The sequence below is a fragment of the Dactylosporangium aurantiacum genome, assembly GCF_000716715.1.
Lineage (GTDB): Bacteria > Actinomycetota > Actinomycetes > Mycobacteriales > Micromonosporaceae > Dactylosporangium > Dactylosporangium aurantiacum.
This window is the reverse complement of record NZ_JNYJ01000038.1, coordinates 96,412-112,212: the sequence shown is the minus strand read 5'-3', so window position 1 is coordinate 112,212 and position 15,801 is coordinate 96,412. Positions and strand designations below refer to the sequence as shown.

The 15,801-nt window shown below is 74.0% G+C and carries 14 protein-coding genes, 1 tRNA gene and 1 pseudogene; 9 read left to right on the top strand and 7 right to left on the bottom strand.

Annotated elements, in window-relative coordinates:
* The first annotated feature begins 23 nt into the window (after positions 1 to 23).
* The 3 genes from OP18_RS35535 (at position 24) to OP18_RS35525 (ending at position 1,457) form a co-directional block, all read left to right on the top strand.
* Entirely contained in the window at positions 24 to 341 is a 318-nt protein-coding gene (locus OP18_RS35535) for a YbaB/EbfC family nucleoid-associated protein (protein ID WP_033363507.1), read from the top strand.
* A 23-nt stretch (positions 342 to 364) separates the two neighbouring features.
* A complete protein-coding gene (locus OP18_RS35530) occupies positions 365 to 673 on the top strand; it encodes a hypothetical protein (RefSeq protein ID WP_033363506.1) in 309 nt (102 codons plus the stop codon).
* A gap of 94 nt (positions 674 to 767) precedes the next feature.
* Positions 768 to 1,457, top strand: a complete 690-nt coding sequence (locus OP18_RS35525; protein WP_033363505.1) for a hypothetical protein — start codon at positions 768 to 770, stop codon at positions 1,455 to 1,457.
* A gap of 526 nt (positions 1,458 to 1,983) precedes the next feature.
* Here the strand turns inward: OP18_RS35525 and OP18_RS35520 are convergent.
* Positions 1,984 to 2,056, bottom strand: a tRNA-Thr gene (locus OP18_RS35520).
* A 137-nt stretch (positions 2,057 to 2,193) separates the two neighbouring features.
* Between OP18_RS35520 and OP18_RS35515 the strand changes: the two genes are divergently transcribed.
* The 4 genes from OP18_RS35515 to OP18_RS53525 all read left to right on the top strand — a co-directional run bounded on the left by OP18_RS35515 (position 2,194) and on the right by OP18_RS53525 (position 8,741).
* Complete coding sequence (locus tag OP18_RS35515) at positions 2,194 to 3,930, top strand: metallophosphoesterase family protein (protein WP_033363627.1); 1,737 nt, start codon at positions 2,194 to 2,196, stop codon at positions 3,928 to 3,930.
* A gap of 81 nt (positions 3,931 to 4,011) precedes the next feature.
* The gene (locus OP18_RS58840) at positions 4,012 to 5,118 is read left to right on the top strand and encodes an ABC transporter permease family protein (RefSeq protein WP_162189878.1); all 1,107 of its coding nucleotides are present in this window, start codon (positions 4,012 to 4,014) and stop codon (positions 5,116 to 5,118) included.
* Positions 5,119 to 5,240: 122 nt separating this feature from the next.
* A complete protein-coding gene (locus OP18_RS35505) occupies positions 5,241 to 6,974 on the top strand; it encodes a putative bifunctional diguanylate cyclase/phosphodiesterase (RefSeq protein ID WP_052387809.1) in 1,734 nt (577 codons plus the stop codon).
* Between the two features lie 171 nt (positions 6,975 to 7,145).
* Positions 7,146 to 8,741, top strand: coding sequence for a cellulose binding domain-containing protein (locus OP18_RS53525; protein ID WP_052387808.1), 1,596 nt, complete (start codon positions 7,146 to 7,148; stop codon positions 8,739 to 8,741).
* On the opposite strand, the gene OP18_RS35495 is transcribed toward OP18_RS53525, so the two are convergent.
* Together OP18_RS35495 and OP18_RS35490 are read right to left on the bottom strand one after the other, a co-directional pair.
* On the bottom strand, positions 8,713 to 9,333 hold the full coding sequence (locus tag OP18_RS35495; protein ID WP_033363503.1) for a LuxR C-terminal-related transcriptional regulator: 621 nt from the start codon (positions 9,331 to 9,333) through the stop codon (positions 8,713 to 8,715). The genes OP18_RS53525 and OP18_RS35495 overlap by 29 nt on opposite strands.
* Positions 9,334 to 9,483: 150 nt before the next feature.
* Entirely contained in the window at positions 9,484 to 10,089 is a 606-nt protein-coding gene (locus OP18_RS35490; protein ID WP_033363502.1) for a response regulator, read from the bottom strand.
* A gap of 214 nt (positions 10,090 to 10,303) precedes the next feature.
* Here OP18_RS35490 and OP18_RS61095 point away from each other — a divergent pair.
* Positions 10,304 to 10,658, top strand: a pseudogene (locus tag OP18_RS61095) (cellulase family glycosylhydrolase); the annotation flags it as partial.
* 106 nt (positions 10,659 to 10,764) lie between these two features.
* Here the strand turns inward: OP18_RS61095 and ligD (OP18_RS35480) are convergent.
* Both ligD (OP18_RS35480) and ligD (OP18_RS35475) read right to left on the bottom strand, forming a co-directional pair.
* Positions 10,765 to 11,628, bottom strand: coding sequence for a non-homologous end-joining DNA ligase (ligD, locus tag OP18_RS35480; RefSeq protein WP_063745679.1), 864 nt, complete (start codon positions 11,626 to 11,628; stop codon positions 10,765 to 10,767).
* Positions 11,621 to 12,553 (bottom strand): non-homologous end-joining DNA ligase, encoded by a 933-nt coding sequence (gene ligD, locus OP18_RS35475; protein WP_033363500.1) that lies wholly within the window; start codon positions 12,551 to 12,553, stop codon positions 11,621 to 11,623. The genes ligD (OP18_RS35480) and ligD (OP18_RS35475) overlap by 8 nt, the downstream gene beginning before the upstream one ends.
* 95 nt (positions 12,554 to 12,648) lie before the next feature.
* Here ligD (OP18_RS35475) and ku point away from each other — a divergent pair, with 95 nt between their 5' ends.
* On the top strand, positions 12,649 to 13,629 hold the full coding sequence (gene ku / locus OP18_RS35470; protein WP_033363499.1) for a non-homologous end joining protein Ku: 981 nt from the start codon (positions 12,649 to 12,651) through the stop codon (positions 13,627 to 13,629).
* Between the two features lie 54 nt (positions 13,630 to 13,683).
* On the opposite strand, the gene OP18_RS35465 is transcribed toward ku, so the two are convergent.
* Positions 13,684 to 14,151, bottom strand: coding sequence for a hypothetical protein (locus OP18_RS35465; protein ID WP_033363498.1), 468 nt, complete (start codon positions 14,149 to 14,151; stop codon positions 13,684 to 13,686).
* Positions 14,148 to 15,776: a fatty acid--CoA ligase gene (locus OP18_RS35460; protein ID WP_211273771.1), complete on the bottom strand. Its 1,629-nt coding sequence runs from the start codon at positions 15,774 to 15,776 to the stop codon at positions 14,148 to 14,150. Before OP18_RS35460 ends, OP18_RS35465 begins: the two co-directional genes overlap by 4 nt.
* Positions 15,777 to 15,801: the final 25 nt, after the last annotated feature.

Sequence of the window (15,801 nt, the reverse complement as noted above, 5' to 3'; positions counted from 1 at the left end):
GGTCACCCGGAGGAGGGGCCGACATGGGGCGCGAGATCGACGAGAGGTGGATCGAGCAGGCGGTGGAGCGTTACCGCCGCATCGACGCGTTGCTCGCCGAGTTCGACAAGGCGGTCACGACCGTCGAGGTCAGCGTGCGCTCCCCCGACGGCCTGGTCGAGGTGGTGGTCACCGCCGACGGCACGATCCGCGACGTGCGGATCGACCAGCTGCGCGGGCAGACGGGCGCCGAGGTGTCCCGCTCGGTCCGGGCGGCCGTCACCGCCGCCACCGACGCCGCCGCCTGGGCCAGGAAGAAGCTGCACGCCGAGACGTTCGGCGACTACCGGTCCCTGACGTAGCGGACGACTTGGCGGGGGAGCGCATGGGACTCGACGACCTGGCCGGCCGGCTCGACGCCGCCGGCGACGAACTCGCCGGGGCGAGCACCACGATGGCACTCGCCGACCCGGGCTCCCGCGCCTTCGGCGGCGACGCGCCGGGCGCCCCGGGCGAGCTGGGCCGGGCCCTGCACCGGACGTTGACGACGGCGCTGACCGCCCGCGCCCGCGAGGCGTCCGCCCACGGCATCCGCCTGTCGGAGACCGCCGAGGCGCTGCGCCGGGCGGCCCAGGACTACCGCACCGTCGACGACGACGCCCGCCACCGTCACCAGCGCCAGGAGGACACGTGACCCCCGGCCGCGGCATGCCCCCCGCTGCCCCGCCGCCGCCCTTGCGGGGCGCGTGGTCCACCGGGCCGGCGACGGCGGACCGGGGCGGTGCCTGATGGACGCGCTTGACCGGCTCTCCGGGATCGGCACCGACCTGCTGCACCGCGTCGACGGGATCCTCGTCGCCGGCGGGGCACCGGCCGGCGATCCGCTGTGGCCGCTGCTGCGCCTGGTCGGTGCGCTGCCCGGCGATGCGCTGGACTTCGGGCTGAAGCTGAGCCCGGCGGCGCTGCGCGAAGCGGCGACGCGGCTGCGGGCCGACGCCGAGCGGTTCGCCCGCCGCCGAGAGTGGCTCGCCGCAGACCTCGGCGCCGCCGCCGGATGGGAAGGCTCGGGCGCCGAGGCGTTCGCGGCCCGGTGGCAGGCGCTGGCCGGGCACCTCGGTGACGGCAGCGACCCGATGACCGTCACCGGCCGCTTGCGAGCGACCGCGGCGTACGCCGATGCCGTCGCCGCCTGGGCCGAAGGGCTGCGCCACGAGCTCGCCGAGGCCGTCGCCAGGGTCGCCACCTCCATCGAGGCGGTCACCGTCCGCGGCACCCACCCCGACACCCCACCACCCACCGCCGTCCTGGAGGCGGCCGCCCGCATCGGGGCGCGCGTCCTGCAACCGGTGGCCGACGCGTTCGACGCCGCGCGGGACCTGGAGCGGCGCTGGTCACCTGACCTGGCCGAGCTGCCCTACACCGAGCCCGCCACCGCACCGGCCGGCGGCGTGTCCCCGATCATCCGAGTCACCTGGTAACCGGCCGGCTCTGCCCGCCGCCGCCCGGCTCGGCTCCGCCCACTTCGGCCCCGCGGCCTCGCCTGCCTGGTCCGCGCCGCGCCCCCTGCTCCGCGCCCCTGCTCCGCGCCCCTGCTCCGCGCCCCTGGTCCGCGCCCCTGCTCCGCCTTGCGCAGCAGTAGCGCCGGCGGCTCGAAGCGGCTGCCGCTGCATGAGCGGCACCGCTGGTCCGCGCCGCCTGCGTGGTTCGCGTCGCCCACATGAGCAGCGCCGCAGGTCCGGCTGCTGCATTACGCCTGCCCGCCACCGCGTCCGCTCGGTCGTCGGCGCGCCCTCTGAGCAGCGCTGCTGCCCCTCCGGCAGCAGAGGGTCCGCCCCGCGATACCTGTCCGGCGCCGGGGCCGGACATCCACAGCAGGGCGGCCGGGTGCAGGTGGCGCTGGAGCGGGTCGCCGGTGGGCATGACACATCCGCGACAGGCGCTGCGCAACGACGAAGGCCCGGGAGAATCTCCCGGGCCTCACGTTTGCCCTGGTAGGGCTTGCAGAGCCGCCTAACGGAATCGAACCGTTGACCTATTCATTACGAGTGAATCGCTCTGCCGACTGAGCTAAGGCGGCAACGATGACCTAGTGTACGGCACGCCCAGGGGGCGCGCGCGAGGGGATTCCCGAGTAACGTCCGGCGCGTGATCCCCGACGATCTGCCGGCCGCCCCCGGCGAGCTCACCGCCGAGCCCGGCGAGCCACTCCTGCCGATGCCCGAGGCGAAGAAGCCGGTGGTGCAGGTCGGTGACCGGCCCTCCGCGCTGGACCCGGACCAGATGGGTTTCACCCCGCGGCGGGCCGTGCCGTGGCTCAGTCCGGTGCTGCTCAGCGGCACCGCGGTGCGGGTCGTGCTGGCCGACCTGTTCGGGGCGTACCTGGACAAGCGCGAGCTGCAGGACTCGATGCCGGACCGGATCATGCGCGAGGCGCCCGGCTACACCGGGGACCTGTCCGCAGACGACGCGGAGGTGCCCGACGGTGAGCTGTGGGTCGACTACTGCGCCGATACCGGCGACGGGTTCAACGCCACCTACTCGATCGCGTACCTGCTGGCCCAGCCCTCGCTGAGCGTGGAGGGGCACGAGCTGCCCCGCGGCGAGGTGCTCGTGCTCGGCGGGGACCAGGTCTATCCGACGGCGAGCGGTCAGCAGTACGAGGACCGGTTCAAGGGGCCGTTCCGCGCGGCGTTGCCCGACCCGCCCGCCGTGGGGCCGCGGCCTCGCATGTACGCGGTGCCCGGCAACCACGACTGGTACGACGGCCTGACCGCCTTCCTGCGCCTGTTCGTGCGGGGCGGCGAGGGCAAGATCGGCGGCTGGCAGACGCGGCAGTCGCGGTCGTACTTCGCGATCCAGCTGCCCAACCGGTGGTGGATCCTCGGCACCGACGTGCAGGCGGGCGCGTACATCGACGACCCGCAGCTGCGCTACTTCACCCGGGTCGCGGCCCGTCTCGGCCCCGGCGACAAGGTGATCATCTGCCCGCCGTCGCCGAGCTGGGTCGAGGCGCAGGACGACCGCAAGGCCTACGACAGCCTCGACTACTTCGTGCGCACGGTGATCGCTCCGACCGGCGCGGACGTGAAGCTGATGCTCTCCGGCGACCTGCACCATTACGCCCGGTACGAGGGAGCCGACCGGCAGCTCATCACCTGCGGTGGCGGCGGGGCGTACCTGTACCCGACGCACGAGCTGCCGCGACGGATCGAGGTACCACCGCGCCGCTCGCTGGTGCGCAACGCCAGCCCTTCGCAGTGGTTCGAGTTCGCGGCCGCCTACCCGACCAAGGCCCGGTCGCGCGCGCTGTCGTTCGGCGCCTTCTGGCGCATCCCGTGGCGCAACCCCATGTTCCTCGGGCTGCTGGGCGTGCTGCAGACCCTGACCATGCTCGCCTTCGTCAACGCCGCGGACCGGGTCATCTCCGGCGCGGAGCAGCGGCTCGTCACCATCCCCGCGTTCCTGATGGTGGCGATCGACGTGCTCAGCGGGTACTTCCTGGCGATGCCCGGGGTGGCCGGCAAACGCAGACCCAAGCACTGGATCCTGGGTCTGGGGCACGGCGCCGCATTCGTCGGGATCGCCGTGCTCGGCACGTGGGCGTGGCTCAACCTGCCGTTCGTCGACCAGCCGTGGCCCCTGCCGCTGCTGATCGCGATCGTGCTGTACTTCCCGCTGTCGTGCGTCGCGGCCGGTGAGCTGTTCGCCCTGTACCTGCTGATCGCCGCCAGGTTCGGGGTCAACGTCAACGAGCTGTTCGCCGGCCAGGGCATCACCGGCTACAAGGGTTTCCTGCGGATGCGCTTCGGCGCCGACGGCACGCTGACGATCTACCCGATCGGCGTGGACCGCACCGCCCGCCGCTGGGACGCGCAGCCGGAGGGCTCCTGGTTCGCCCCGCGCAAGCCGCTGGCGCTGCGCCTCATGGAGCCCCCGATCGAGCTGTCATAGCGCCTCGCGCGACTCTGGACGCTGAGGGCGCTCACAGGTGCGCTCAGGCGGTTCACAGCGGTCCGGCCGGAAGCTGCTGGCATGCGACCGCGTCCCGCACGCCACCGCCGCTCGGCGCTGAGCGTGCTGATCGCCGGCGTCGCGCTCGCCGCCGCGCTCGCCACCGTCGAGGCGTCCGCGTCCGACGACGCCCACCGGCGCGCCGACCGTGCCCTCGGCAGCGACCTCGTGGTGACCGGGCCGCTTGACGCCGCCACCGTCGAACGCCTCCAGCTGCTGCGGCCGGTCGACCTGATGGCGGCCGGGGTGACCGGGCCGGCGCGGGTCGGGCGGACCGCGACGGAGGTTGTCGCCTGGGACGACGACGGCGCGGCCGGGCTCCTGCTGTCGCGCGCGGCGGACGCCGGGGTCGTCGACCACGTCGGCGCGGGCGAGCTCGTCCTGGACCGGCACACGGCCGACGACCTCGGCCTGGCGGTCGGCGACCGGGTCCCGGTGTCGACCGCGGTCGGCGCGCGCGAGCTGCTGGTGACCGGGATCGCCATGGACACCGGCCTCGGCGTTGGCGCCACGGTCTCATGGTCGGACGCGCCGGCGCTGTTCGGCGACGCCCGGCCGAGCGTGGCGCACGTGAAGCTGGCGGCCGGGACACCGGTGGCCGGCGCGCGGGGCGAGGTGGCCGGGATCGCCGGCGCCGGCGCGACGGTGCGGACCCGGACCGAGGTCGTCGCCGCCGCCGAGCCGATCGGGCCCGCGCCACCACCGGCCGCCGCGCTGCTCGTGCTGCTCGCGACGGTCCTGCTGGCCGGGGCGCTGCTGGCCCGGCCGCTCGTCGAGCAGCCCGGGAACGGCCAATCGCTCGTCGAGCAGCCCGGGAACGGCCAATCGCTCGTCGAGCAGCCCGGGAACGGCCAACCGGTTGTCGGACAGGCCGAGGGCGGCCTGGACGCGGCCCGGCGGGGTGCCGCGGACGCCGGCGGGGCGGCGTTGCTCGGCGCCGCCGTCGGGACCGGCGCCGGGGCGGCGGTCGTGGCGCTGCTCGATCTCGGGACCGTGGTGCCCTGGACGCGGCTGGGCTGGTTCGTCGCCGCCGGCGCCGTCGTGGGCCTGGCCGCGACGATGGTCCGCGGCCGGGTGACCGCGACCGGCCCGCGACCGGACGCGCGCGACCCGAAGAGTCCTCGCTGAGCCAACCGGACGCCCCTTCGCCGGCCTCGCCGCCGGATCGTTTCGCTCAGGCACGCTCCCTCGGGGCCGAAAGGACGGGCAGAGGGGAGTGGGTTGCCATCGCGGGGCGAGACGACCGGCGGGTGCGGCGGTGGACCGCCACGCTCCGCGTGCTCGGCGGCACGTACGCGCTGACCCTGGCCGGCATCCTCGGCGCGGCCAGCACCGGGTGGGTGCCGATCCGCCTGCCCGCCGGGATCGGCCTGCTCGCCCTCGGCGTCGCCGGGCTGGCGTGCGCGCTGCTGGCGGCCCGGCGCGACGGGCCGGACGGGCGGACCCGGCGGTCCTGGCGGTGGATGTCGCTCGGGTACGCCCTCGCCCTCGCCCTGAACTGCGTCGCCGCCGCGATGGTCGTCCTCGCCGCCGGCGACGGCTACCTCGGCCACCTGCGGGCGTACACCGGCGAGGTGGAGCCCACCGCCTGGCAGTTCGGCTGCTGGAGCACCACGCTCTGGCTGGTCGCGGTCGCCGCCGCCGAGCAGCACCGCCAGGCCCTCGCGCGGCGGGAGAGCCGCGAGCCGGCGGTCACCGACGAGCTCACCGGCCTGGCGAACCGCGCCCAGGTGCACGAGGTGCTCGACCGCGCCCTGGCCCGCGGCGCGCGCACGGGCCGGAGCACCGCCGTGCTGCTCGTCGGCATGGACGGCGGCAAACGGGTCGACGACACCCTCGGGCACGAGGCGGGAGACCGGCTGCTGGTCGAGTTCGGCGAGACGGTGCGCCGCAGCGTGCTCGGCGGCGACCTCGTCGGCCGGCTCGGCGGCGACGAGTTCGCGGTGGTGCTGCACGACATCGGCCGGGTCGACCACGCCGTCGCCGTCGCCCGGCGGATCCTGACGGCGGCGCGGCAGCCGGTGCGGTTCGGCGACCACACGCTGCGCGCGTCGGCGAGCGTCGGCGTCGCGATCGGCGGGCCCGGCGAGTGCACCGGCGACGAGCTGCTGCACCGCGCGGATCTCGCCATGCACCAGGCGAGACGGCGCACCGACGGCACCCGCTGGCAGTGCTGGGACCGCGGCCTCACCGAAGCGGCGGCGCCGTCGCTGGAGCAGGAGCTGCGCGGCGCGATCGCCGAGGGGCAGCTGCGGCTGCTGTACCAGCCGATCGTCGCGCTGCCCGGTCGCGAGGTGACCGGGGTGGAGGCGCTCGTGCGCTGGGAACACCCGCGGCACGGGCTGCTGCTGCCGGAGACGTTCGTGCCGCTCGCCGAGCGCGCCGGGGTCATCGAGGAACTGGGCCGCTGGGTGCTGGAACAGGCCAGCGCGCAGGCCAGGGCGTGGCAGCGCCGGGTGCCGTCGCTGCAGCTGAACGTCAACGTCTCGCCCCGGCAGCTGGACAACCAGGGCTTCACCGCCGAGGTGCTGCGGATCCTGGACCGGTCCGGGTTCTTCCCCGGCCACCTGGTGCTGGAGGTGCCCGAGAGCGCGGTCATCGGCGAGGCCGACTCGATCGCGCAGCTGGAGGCGCTGACCACCGCCGGGATCCGGGTCGCGCTGGACGACTTCGGCACCGGGTACTCGTCACTGCGCTACCTGACCCGGCTGCCGGTCGACGCGCTCAAGCTCGACAGCTGCTTCGTCGCCGAGCTGGACGGCACCCCGAAGGGCTCGGCGGTCGCGCAGGCGGTGCTGCGCCTCGGGCAGATGCTGCACCTGGACACCGTCGCCGAGGGCGTCGAGGACGAGTCGCAGGCGCGCGAGCTGACGCTGCTGGGCTGCGAGAAAGCGCAGGGACGGCACTTCTCCGGGCCGGTGCCGGCGGCCGACCTGGAGCGGCAGCTGCCCGCCGGCACCACAGCGGGCGGATCCGGCGCCTGACCCGCGGCACCGGCGGCGCGAAAGCGGCCGGCACACCGGCGGCGCGAAGGGCGGCCGGCACAGTAGCGGCCCCGACCGGCGGCGAGTGATACTCGTCGCACCATGCGTGACTCTGTGCGTCTTCGTGCGGTCATCTCGCTCCTCGCCGCCACGGGAGCGACCATCGCGGGGGTGGGACTGACCGGTGCCCTTCCGGGAGCACTGGCCGTCGTTCCCCTGGCGGCGGCCGCCGCCCTCGCGGGCACCCTGCTCGGCCCGGCCGCGGCGGCGATCTGGCTGCCGGCGGCCGCGCTGCTGTGGTGGCTGCACCCGGGCACCGGCAGCGGCACCACCGGCAGCGGCACCACCGGCAGCGGCACCACCGGCGGCAGCGGCGCGGTGGCCGGGCCGCACCCGCTCGTCGTGCTCGGGGTGGTCGCCGCCGCCGGGCTGCTGCCCGTGCTGGCGCTGCGGATCCGGCGGGCGTGGGCGTCCCGGGGCGAGCGGCTGCGGGTCGAGGCCCGGGCCGCCGCCGCGGCGGCGGAGCGGGCCAGGCTCGCCAGGGAGATGCACGACTCGCTGAGCAAGACCCTCGACGCGATCGCCCTCGGCGCGGCCGCCCTGCCCGACACCCTCGCCGAGCCGGACCGGGCCAGCCGGCTCGCCGCCACGCTGCGCGACGGGACGCTCGACGCGGCCCGCGACGCCCGTGTGCTCATCGACGAGCTGCGGTCCAACCCGGCCGACGCCCCCCTCGCGGACCTGGTCGCCGCCATCGGCCAGGAGTGGTCGGTGACCAGCGGCGTCGGGGTCATCCTGCACAACACCGACGTCGACGCCGCGCCCGAGGTCGGCATCGAGCTGTGCTGGATCCTCCGTGAGGCGCTGCGCAACGTCGCCGCCCACGCCCGCGCCGAGCTCGTCGCGGTCACCCTGACCCGGGCCGGCGGCGAGGTGACCCTGGAGGTCCGTGACGACGGCGACGGCTTCACCGTCCCCGACGAGCTGGGCCGGCTGCACCACGCCGGCAGCCACGGCCTGGTCGGGATGACGGAGCGGGCCCGGCTGTGCGGCGGGGCGCTGACCGTCTGGTCCCGCCCCGGCGCCGGCACGCGGGTCACCGCGACGGTGCCGGCCGAGCCGGCGCCGGTGGGCGCGCCGCCGTCGCGCCGGCTGCGGCTGCTCGTCGGCACGGCCGCGGCCGCCCTGCCGGTGGCGCTGATCCTGCCGTTCAGCGGCGCCGCCGAGCCGCCCCGCGACCAGCTCGCCGTGCCGTCCGCCGGACCCGGCCGGTCGCTGATGACGGCGCAGGCGCCGGCGGGTTCCGCGGCCGCCGTCCCGCCCCCGGCGTCGGGGCCGACGGTCGCACCGGCCGCTTCGAGGCCGCCGAAGACCGCGGCGCCCACCTCGTCCAGCCCGCCGCCCGCCGCAGGCATTCCGGGCGTCGGAGGATCCAGCGGTACCGACGCCGCGAACACCTGCAAGGTGCGCTACTCGAAGCGCAACGAGTGGAATCCAGGATTCGTCGCCGATGTCGTGGTCACCAACAGCGGCACGAAGGCGATCGACGGCTGGTCGCTGCGGTTCGAGTACTCCTCCGGTCAGAAGCTGATCAGCTACTGGGGCGCGATCGCCACGCAGACCGGCGCGTCGGTCGTCGTCGAGGACGGCGGGGTCACGCCGAAGCTGGCGCCGGGCGCGACGCTCACGTTCGGGCTGCAGGGCACCTGGCAGGGCGCCAACCCCGCGCCGACCGTGTTCACCCTGAACGGCGTTCGGTGCGGCTGAGCCACTGCACGATCGCCTCGGTGCGGTTGTTGACCCGCAGCTTCAGGTAGATCTGGCTGACCCGGTTGCGGACCGTCTTCTCGGCCAGGTCCAGGCGCACCGCGATCGCCGCGTTGGGCTCGCCCGCCGCGATCAGCTCCATGATCTCGTGCTCGCGGCGGGTCAGCGGCTGGTGCAGCAGGGCCGGCGACCGGTCGGTGGCGCGGTGCTGCACGTGGTCGACCACCACCGACAGCGGCACCGGCGACATCCGGCTGTGGCCGTCGGCGGTGGCCAGCGCCGCGTCCAGCAGGTCGGCGCGGGTGTACTGCCCCTCCACCAGCAGGCTGCGCGCGCCCGCCCGCAGGATCGGCACCACGTCGCCGGGCACCACCGCGTAGGCCACGACGAGCACCGGCGGCCGCGGCGGCGGCAGCGTGGCGAGCGCGGTCAGCTCGCGGATCGGCGCGTGCGTGTGCAGCACGACGAGATCGGCGTCGACCGGCCCGCCGTTGAGCACGTGCAGCAGCGGGCGTACGTCGAGCGCCGCGGCGCAGGGGCGCAACAGCTCGGCGAGGCTGTTGCCGGTGGAGCTGATGACCAGGACCCGCATGCCGCCACGACACCACGGGGCAGGACGGATGGCAACGCTTCTCGAAACTTGCGATAGGTGTGTCGGGTGGGTTCGCCCACGTCGCCGCGCGGGCCGCACCCAGCGAATTTGGGTGCCGGCCCACCCGGAACCGGGTGCGGCGGCCGGCGTTCAGCCCCGCCGCCACCGCTGGATGGCACCGGCGCGGCTCGTCGTGCCGAGCTTGGCGAAGATCCTGTTCACATGGTTCTCGACCGTCTTCGATGAAAGGACCAGGGTCGCCGCGATGTCCCTATTGGACAGTCCGCGGGCGATCAGGTCCATCACCTCCGCCTCCCGCTGCGACAGCCCGTGCCTGGGCGGCGCCGCCCGCACCGCCGAGACCAGCACCCGTGCGGCGCTCGGCGACAGGTGCGACTCGCCGCCGGCCACCGCGCGGACCGCGTGCAGCAGCTCCGCCGGGCCGAACTGGCCGTGCACCAGGAAACCGATGGCGCCCGAGCGCACCGCGTCCAGGACCGTGCGGTCGTCGGCGCTGCGGGTCAGCATCAGCACCCGGCTGTGTGCGCTGATCGCCCCGACGACGGACAGGCCGTCGCGGACCGGCATGCGGTGGTCCAGCAGCGTCACGTCCGGGCGGTGCAGCCGGGCCAGCCGCAGCGCCTCGGCGCCGTTGGCCGCCTCGCCGATGACGGCCAGGTCGCCGGCGCCGTCGAGCATGTCCCGCACGACCGCCCGGACCACGCTGTTGTCGTCGGCGACGAGGACGGTGGTCATTGCCGGGACCTCCTTGCGTGGGTCCCTGCGCGTCGCGGGACAAAGGTGCCAACGATGTTCGCCATTGTTTCGCGGCGCTGACCGCATGCCTACGCTACCGGTCACCGGGAGCGCTCCCACGCGCGCCGCCACCGCGTCGGGGGCGCTCCCGGTCGCCGTTCTGGACCGCCGTCTGGAAGGACCGCTCCATGCGCCTGGGTTTCGCCGGGGACTGCTGGCCGCCGCCGCGGCCGCGTCGCTCGTGCCCCCCGCCCCGTTCGTCCCGCCCGGTCCGGCCGCCGCCGACACCCCGGACCGGCTGCACACCGCCGGCAACAGGGTCGTCGACGCCCAGGGCAACGAGGTCTGGCCAACCGGCACCAGCTGGTTCGGCTTCAACGCCACCGAGCGCGTCTTCCACGGCCTGTGGAGCGCCGACATCACCGAGATCACCAAGACGATGGCCGACCGCGGGATCAACATCGTCCGGGTGCCGATCTCGACCCAGCTGCCGCTGGAGTGGAAGGCCGGCCACGGTGATGCTCGACGTGCACTCCGCCGAGGCCGAGAGCTCCGGCCACATCCACCCGTGCCTCGACCACCAGGTGCGGCTCGGCACCAACGGGACGAGCCTCACCGACCGCTACGGCGGCACCACCGACACCGTCGCGCCGCCAGTGCCCACCGGGCCGTGGGCTAGGCGTCGAGCGCCCGGGACAGCACCACCGAGGACGTGAGGTCGGCGATGGTCAGCACCCCTTCCTCGACCTCCTCCCAGGTCAGCGGCGCGGACACGGTCGGCAGCGCGCCGGCGCGCAGCGAGTAGGGCGCGACCGTCGTCTTGAACGCGTTGTTCTGGCTCCAGTCGATGAACACCTTGCCGGGGCGCAGCTGCCTGGCCATCTTCGCCACGATCAGGTCGGGCCGCCGGCGGGACAGCTCCTCGGCGACGTCCTTGACGTAGGCGCTGATCTCGTCGGCGGTCTCGTCGCCGGGCAGCTCCGCGACCAGCTGCATGCCCTTGCGGCCGGAGGTCTTCGGCCGCAGCTCCAGCCCGTCCTCGGCGAGCCGGTCCCGGATCAGCAGCGCGACCTCGTAGCAGGCGGGCAGGCCCGCGGGCGGGCCCGGGTCGAGGTCCACGACGAGCTGGTCGGGGTCGAGCGCCTCGCCGTCGTCGGAGACCCGCCACTGCGGGGTGTGCAGCTCCAGCGAGGCGAGGTTGGCCAGCCAGACCAGGGTGGCGAGCTCCTCGACCACGATGAAGTCGATGGTCTCCCGGCCGCGGCTGGACCCGGGCACCGGCAGCCGGACCGTGCGGACCCAGCCGGGGGTGCCGGCGGGCGCGTTCTTCTCGAAGAAGCTGTTGCCCTCCACGCCGTTGGGGAACCGGATCCGGGTCAGCGGCCGCCCGGCCAGGTGCGGCAGGAGCACCGGGGAGATGCGGGTGTAGTAGTCGATGACCTCGCCCTTGGTGAAGCCGACCTGCGGGTAGAGGACCTTGTCGAGGTTGGTCAGGTCGAGGTGGCGGCCCTCGACGTCGACCCGGATCCGGTCAGGCATCGGTCACGTCCGCGGGGGTCAGGTCGGGCCGGATGCGCAGGAAGCGGGGGAAGCGCAGCCGGCCGTCGCGGGTACGGTGGCTGAACTTGACCTCGACGACCAGCCTGGGCTCGACCCAGACGGCGCCGCGGGCGTCCTCGCGCGGCACGGTGCCGGCGAACGGTGACCGCCCGGTCGTCAGGTCGCGCAGCGCGTCGAGCAGGGCGCGCTCGGCAGCGCCGGAGATGCCGCCGCCGACCCGGCCGCGGAACTCCAGGCCGGCGGCGACCGGGACGCCGACCAGCAGGGCGCCGAGGGCCCGCTTGCCCGGCCGCCAGCCGCCGACGACGAACTCGCAGCTCTCCTCCAGCTTGACCTTCACCCAGTCCGCCGAGCGCAGGCCCGGCTGGTAGGGCGAGCCGGTCCGCTTGGCGACGACTCCTTCCAGGGCGTTGTCGCGGCTGGCCGTGACGGTCGCGGGCCCGTCGTCGAAGGAGGGCGGGATGACGGCCCGGGGGCCCAGCCGCAGCCCTTCGAGAATGTCGCGGCGGCCGGTGTACGGCATCGAAAGCAGCGGCCTGCCCGAGCTGCGCAGCACGTCGAAGGCGAGGTAGGACACGGGCAGCGCGACGGCGAGGCGGGCGGCGCGGGCCGGCTCGCGCACGTGCATCCGCTCGGCGAGCAGCTGGAACGACGGGCGGCCGGCCTCGTCCATGGTGACGACCTCGCCGTCGAGGACGGTGTCGTCGAGCCCTTCGCCGATCGTGGCGAGCTCGGGATAGGCGGCGGTCACCTCGACGCCGCTGCGCGCGTAGAGACGGGTCTCGCCGCCGCTGATCACGGCGATCGCGCGGATGCCGTCCCACTTGAACTCATACGCCCAGCCCGGCCCGGATGGCAGCGGGCCGGTCGAGGCGAGCATCGGTGCCGGCGGGCCGGTCCCCATCACCACACGATAGTTCGCCGCGGACTTCCTCGCGTGGCGGTCGAAACGATGCGATTCTGGGTGTCGGAGGTCAACACGCTGCGGAAAGGATCCCAATGCGCGCGATCTGGAAAGGCGCGGTCTCCTTCGGGCTCGTGTCGATCGCCGTCCGCCTGTACTCGGCGACGGAGGAGAAGGACATCCGCTTCCACCAGGTCCACCGCGACGACGGGGGCCGGATCAAGTACAAGCGGGTCTGCTCGATCGACGGCGAGGAGGTCAGCTACGACGACATCGCCAAGGGGTACGACCTCGGCGGCGGCGAGATGGTGATCCTCACCGACGAGGACTTCGCCGACCTGCCGCTGACCACCAGCCGGGCGATCGAGGTGCTGGAGTTCGTGCCGGCCGAGCAGGTCGACCCGATCCTTTACAACAAGGCGTACTACCTGGAGCCGGACAAGACGGCGGCCAAGCCGTACGCGCTGCTGCGCGACGCGCTCACCAACACGGAGCGGGTCGCGATCGTGAAGGTGGCGCTGCGGCAGCGCGAGCAGCTGGCGACGCTGCGGGTCCGCGAGGACGTGCTGGTCCTCAACACGATGCTGTGGCCCGACGAGATCCGGGCGGCGAAGTTCGACATCCTCGACGAGGACGTGTCGGCTCGCCCGGCGGAGCTGGCGATGGCCGGTTCGCTGATCGAGTCGATGGCGGCGGACTTCGACCCGGCGACGTACACCGACAACTACCGCGAGGCGTTGCAGGAGGTCATCGACGCCAAGGTGGCCGGCCGGGAGGTCGTGCAGCCGGAGGAGACCGAGGAGGCGCCGGCCGCGGCGGTCGACCTGATGGCGGCGCTGCGGGCGTCGGTGGAGCGGGCCAAGGCGGCCCGCGGCGAGACCGCGCCGGCGAAGCCGGCCGCGAAGAAGACCACCGCGGCGAAGAAGACGGCGTCGGCCGCGAAGCACGACAGCGAGGACGAGGTCGCCGAGGCGACGCCGATCAAGCGGACCGCGGCGAAGAAGACTACCACGGCGGCGAAGAAGGCGGCACCGGCGAAGAAGGCCACCCCGGCGAAGGCCCGCAAGTCCGCCTGATCCGGCCGCCGCGGGCCGGCTTCAGCTGGTGTGAGTTCGGCTGGCGGTGCGGGCTCAGCTGGTGGTGTGGGTGAAGTACACCGTCGCCGTCGCCCGGTCCAGCAGCAGGTCGGTGCCGTCGACGCGCAGCCAGGACGGGGCGGCGGGGGCGTAGGGCCGCAGGTCCTCCGGCACCTGCGGCGTCGCCGCGGGCTGCGTCGCCGGCAGCGCGGCGGCCCGCTCGGCGGTGATGACCGCGAAGCCGTCCATGGTGTAGTCCATCGGCCCGATCTCCGGGCAGGACCGGGCCCGCGCCTCGTGCTCCTGCCAGTGGACGTCCTGGATCGGGGCGAGCTGCGGCCACATCTGCTCGATGCGGACCTTCTGGGTGATGACGCCGGTCTTGGTCGGCGTGTTGACGTCCTCGCACCCGGTGAGCCCCGGCACCCAGTCACGCAGCGCCAGGGCCACACCACAGCAGGCGATCAGGCAGGCGAGCACCGCGCCCGAGACGAGCAGCGCGATCTTCGCCGTCCGGTTCATCCGTTGATCTGTACCACCTCGAGCCCACCGCCGGCATAGTCGGCCCGGACCCGCTTCTTGTCGAACTTGCCGACGCTGGTCTTCGGCACCTCGGCGATGAACGACCAGCGCTCCGGCAGCTGCCACCTGGCGACCTTGTCGCCGAGGAACTCGCGCAGCTCGGCGGCGTCGACGGTGGTGCCCTCCCGCAGCACGATCGTCGCGAGCGGGCGCTCGCCCCACTTGTCGTCCGGTACGCCCACGACGCACGCCTCCAGGACGGCCGGGTGGGCCATGAGGGCGTTCTCCAGGTCCACCGAGCTGATCCACTCGCCGCCGGACTTGATCACGTCCTTGGCGCGGTCGGTGAGCGTGAGGAAGCCGTTCGGCGACAGGGTGCCGACGTCGCCGGTGCGCAGCCAGCCGTCCTCGAACTTGTCCGGGTCCGGGCCGTCCTCGCCGATGTACTGCGCGGTGATCCACGGGCCGCGGACCTGCAGCTCGCCGACCGCCTTGCCGTCGTTGGGCATGACCTCGCCGGCCGGGCCGACGATGCGCCCCTCCACGCCGGCCGGGATGCGGCCCTGGGTGTAGCGGTACGCCCACGCCTCGGGACCGTCGACGCCGGCGGGCTCGCGGGCGACCGACCCCAGCGGTGACATCTCCGTCATGCCCCAGGCGTGGATGACCTCGATGCCGTGCCGCTCCGAGTACGCGTGCATCAGCGCCGGCGGGCAGGCCGAGCCGCCGATGACGACCTCCTTCAGCGAGGACGTGTCGGTCGGGTTGGCGTCCAGGTACGCGAGCAGGTCGGTGAAGATCGTCGGCACGGCGCCGGCGAACGTCGGCCGCTCCGCCGCGATCATCTGCGCCAGCGGCGCGGCCTGCAGGAACCGGTCCGGCATGATGAGCGAGGCGCCGCTCATCATGGCCGCGTACGGCAGGCCCCACGCCATCGCGTGGAACATCGGCACGATGCACAGGTCGCGCACCTTCGGCCCGAGCCCGAAGCTCTCCGCCATGCACACCTCCATCGAGTGGAGGTAGATGGAGCGGTGGGAGTACGCGACACCCTTCGGGTTGCCGGTGGTGCCGCTGGTGTAGCACAGGGCGGCGGCGTCGTGCTCGTCCAGCACCGGCCAGTCGTACGTGTCGGGCCTGCCGGCCAGCAGGGCATCCCAGCGGTGCACCGTCACGCCGTCCTTCTGCAGCTTCGCGTCGTCGCCGTCGCCGACCACCACGATGTGCCGGATCGTGCTCAGCTGCGGCAGGACGTTGGCCAGCAGCGGGATCAGCGTCGAGTCGACGATGACGACCCGGTCCTCGGCGTGGTTGGCGATGTAGATCAGCTGCTCGGGGAAGAGCCGCAGGTTGAGGGTGTGCAGCACGGCGCCCATGCTCGGCACGGCCAGGTAGGCCACCAGGTGCTCGGCGTTGTTCCACATCAAGGTGCCGACCCGCTCGTCGCCGGTGACGCCGAGGTCGTCGCGGAGGGCGTGGGCCAGCCGGGCGGCCTGGCGGCCCACTTCGGCGTATGAGGTATGTCTCGCACCGGCGTCGGTCCCGGTCCAGGTGACGACCTCGGAGTCGCCGTGGACGGTGGCGCCGTGCTGCAGAATTCGGGAGATCAGCAGGGGTGTCTGCATCATCGTGCTGCGCATGTACTGCACG

Excerpts from the sequence above, each read along its gene's own strand:
- OP18_RS35495 (WP_033363503.1), bottom strand. The coding sequence starts at position 9,333 with ATGCGGGTCCTGGTCATCAGCTCCACCGGCAACAGCCTCGCCGAGCTG.
- OP18_RS35460 (WP_211273771.1), bottom strand. The coding sequence starts at position 15,776 with ATGCAGACACCCCTGCTGATCTCCCGAATTCTGCAGCACGGCGCCACC.
- OP18_RS35535 (WP_033363507.1), top strand. The coding sequence starts at position 24 with ATGGGGCGCGAGATCGACGAGAGGTGGATCGAGCAGGCGGTGGAGCGT.
- ku (WP_033363499.1), top strand. The coding sequence starts at position 12,649 with ATGCGCGCGATCTGGAAAGGCGCGGTCTCCTTCGGGCTCGTGTCGATC.
- OP18_RS35530 (WP_033363506.1), top strand. The coding sequence starts at position 365 with ATGGGACTCGACGACCTGGCCGGCCGGCTCGACGCCGCCGGCGACGAA.
- OP18_RS58840 (WP_162189878.1), top strand. The coding sequence starts at position 4,012 with ATGCGACCGCGTCCCGCACGCCACCGCCGCTCGGCGCTGAGCGTGCTG.
- OP18_RS35515 (WP_033363627.1), top strand. The coding sequence starts at position 2,194 with ATGCCCGAGGCGAAGAAGCCGGTGGTGCAGGTCGGTGACCGGCCCTCC.
- OP18_RS35525 (WP_033363505.1), top strand. The coding sequence starts at position 768 with ATGGACGCGCTTGACCGGCTCTCCGGGATCGGCACCGACCTGCTGCAC.
- ligD (WP_063745679.1), bottom strand. The coding sequence starts at position 11,628 with ATGCCTGACCGGATCCGGGTCGACGTCGAGGGCCGCCACCTCGACCTG.
- OP18_RS35490 (WP_033363502.1), bottom strand. The coding sequence starts at position 10,089 with ATGACCACCGTCCTCGTCGCCGACGACAACAGCGTGGTCCGGGCGGTC.
- ligD (WP_033363500.1), bottom strand. The coding sequence starts at position 12,553 with ATGGGGACCGGCCCGCCGGCACCGATGCTCGCCTCGACCGGCCCGCTG.
- OP18_RS35465 (WP_033363498.1), bottom strand. The coding sequence starts at position 14,151 with ATGAACCGGACGGCGAAGATCGCGCTGCTCGTCTCGGGCGCGGTGCTC.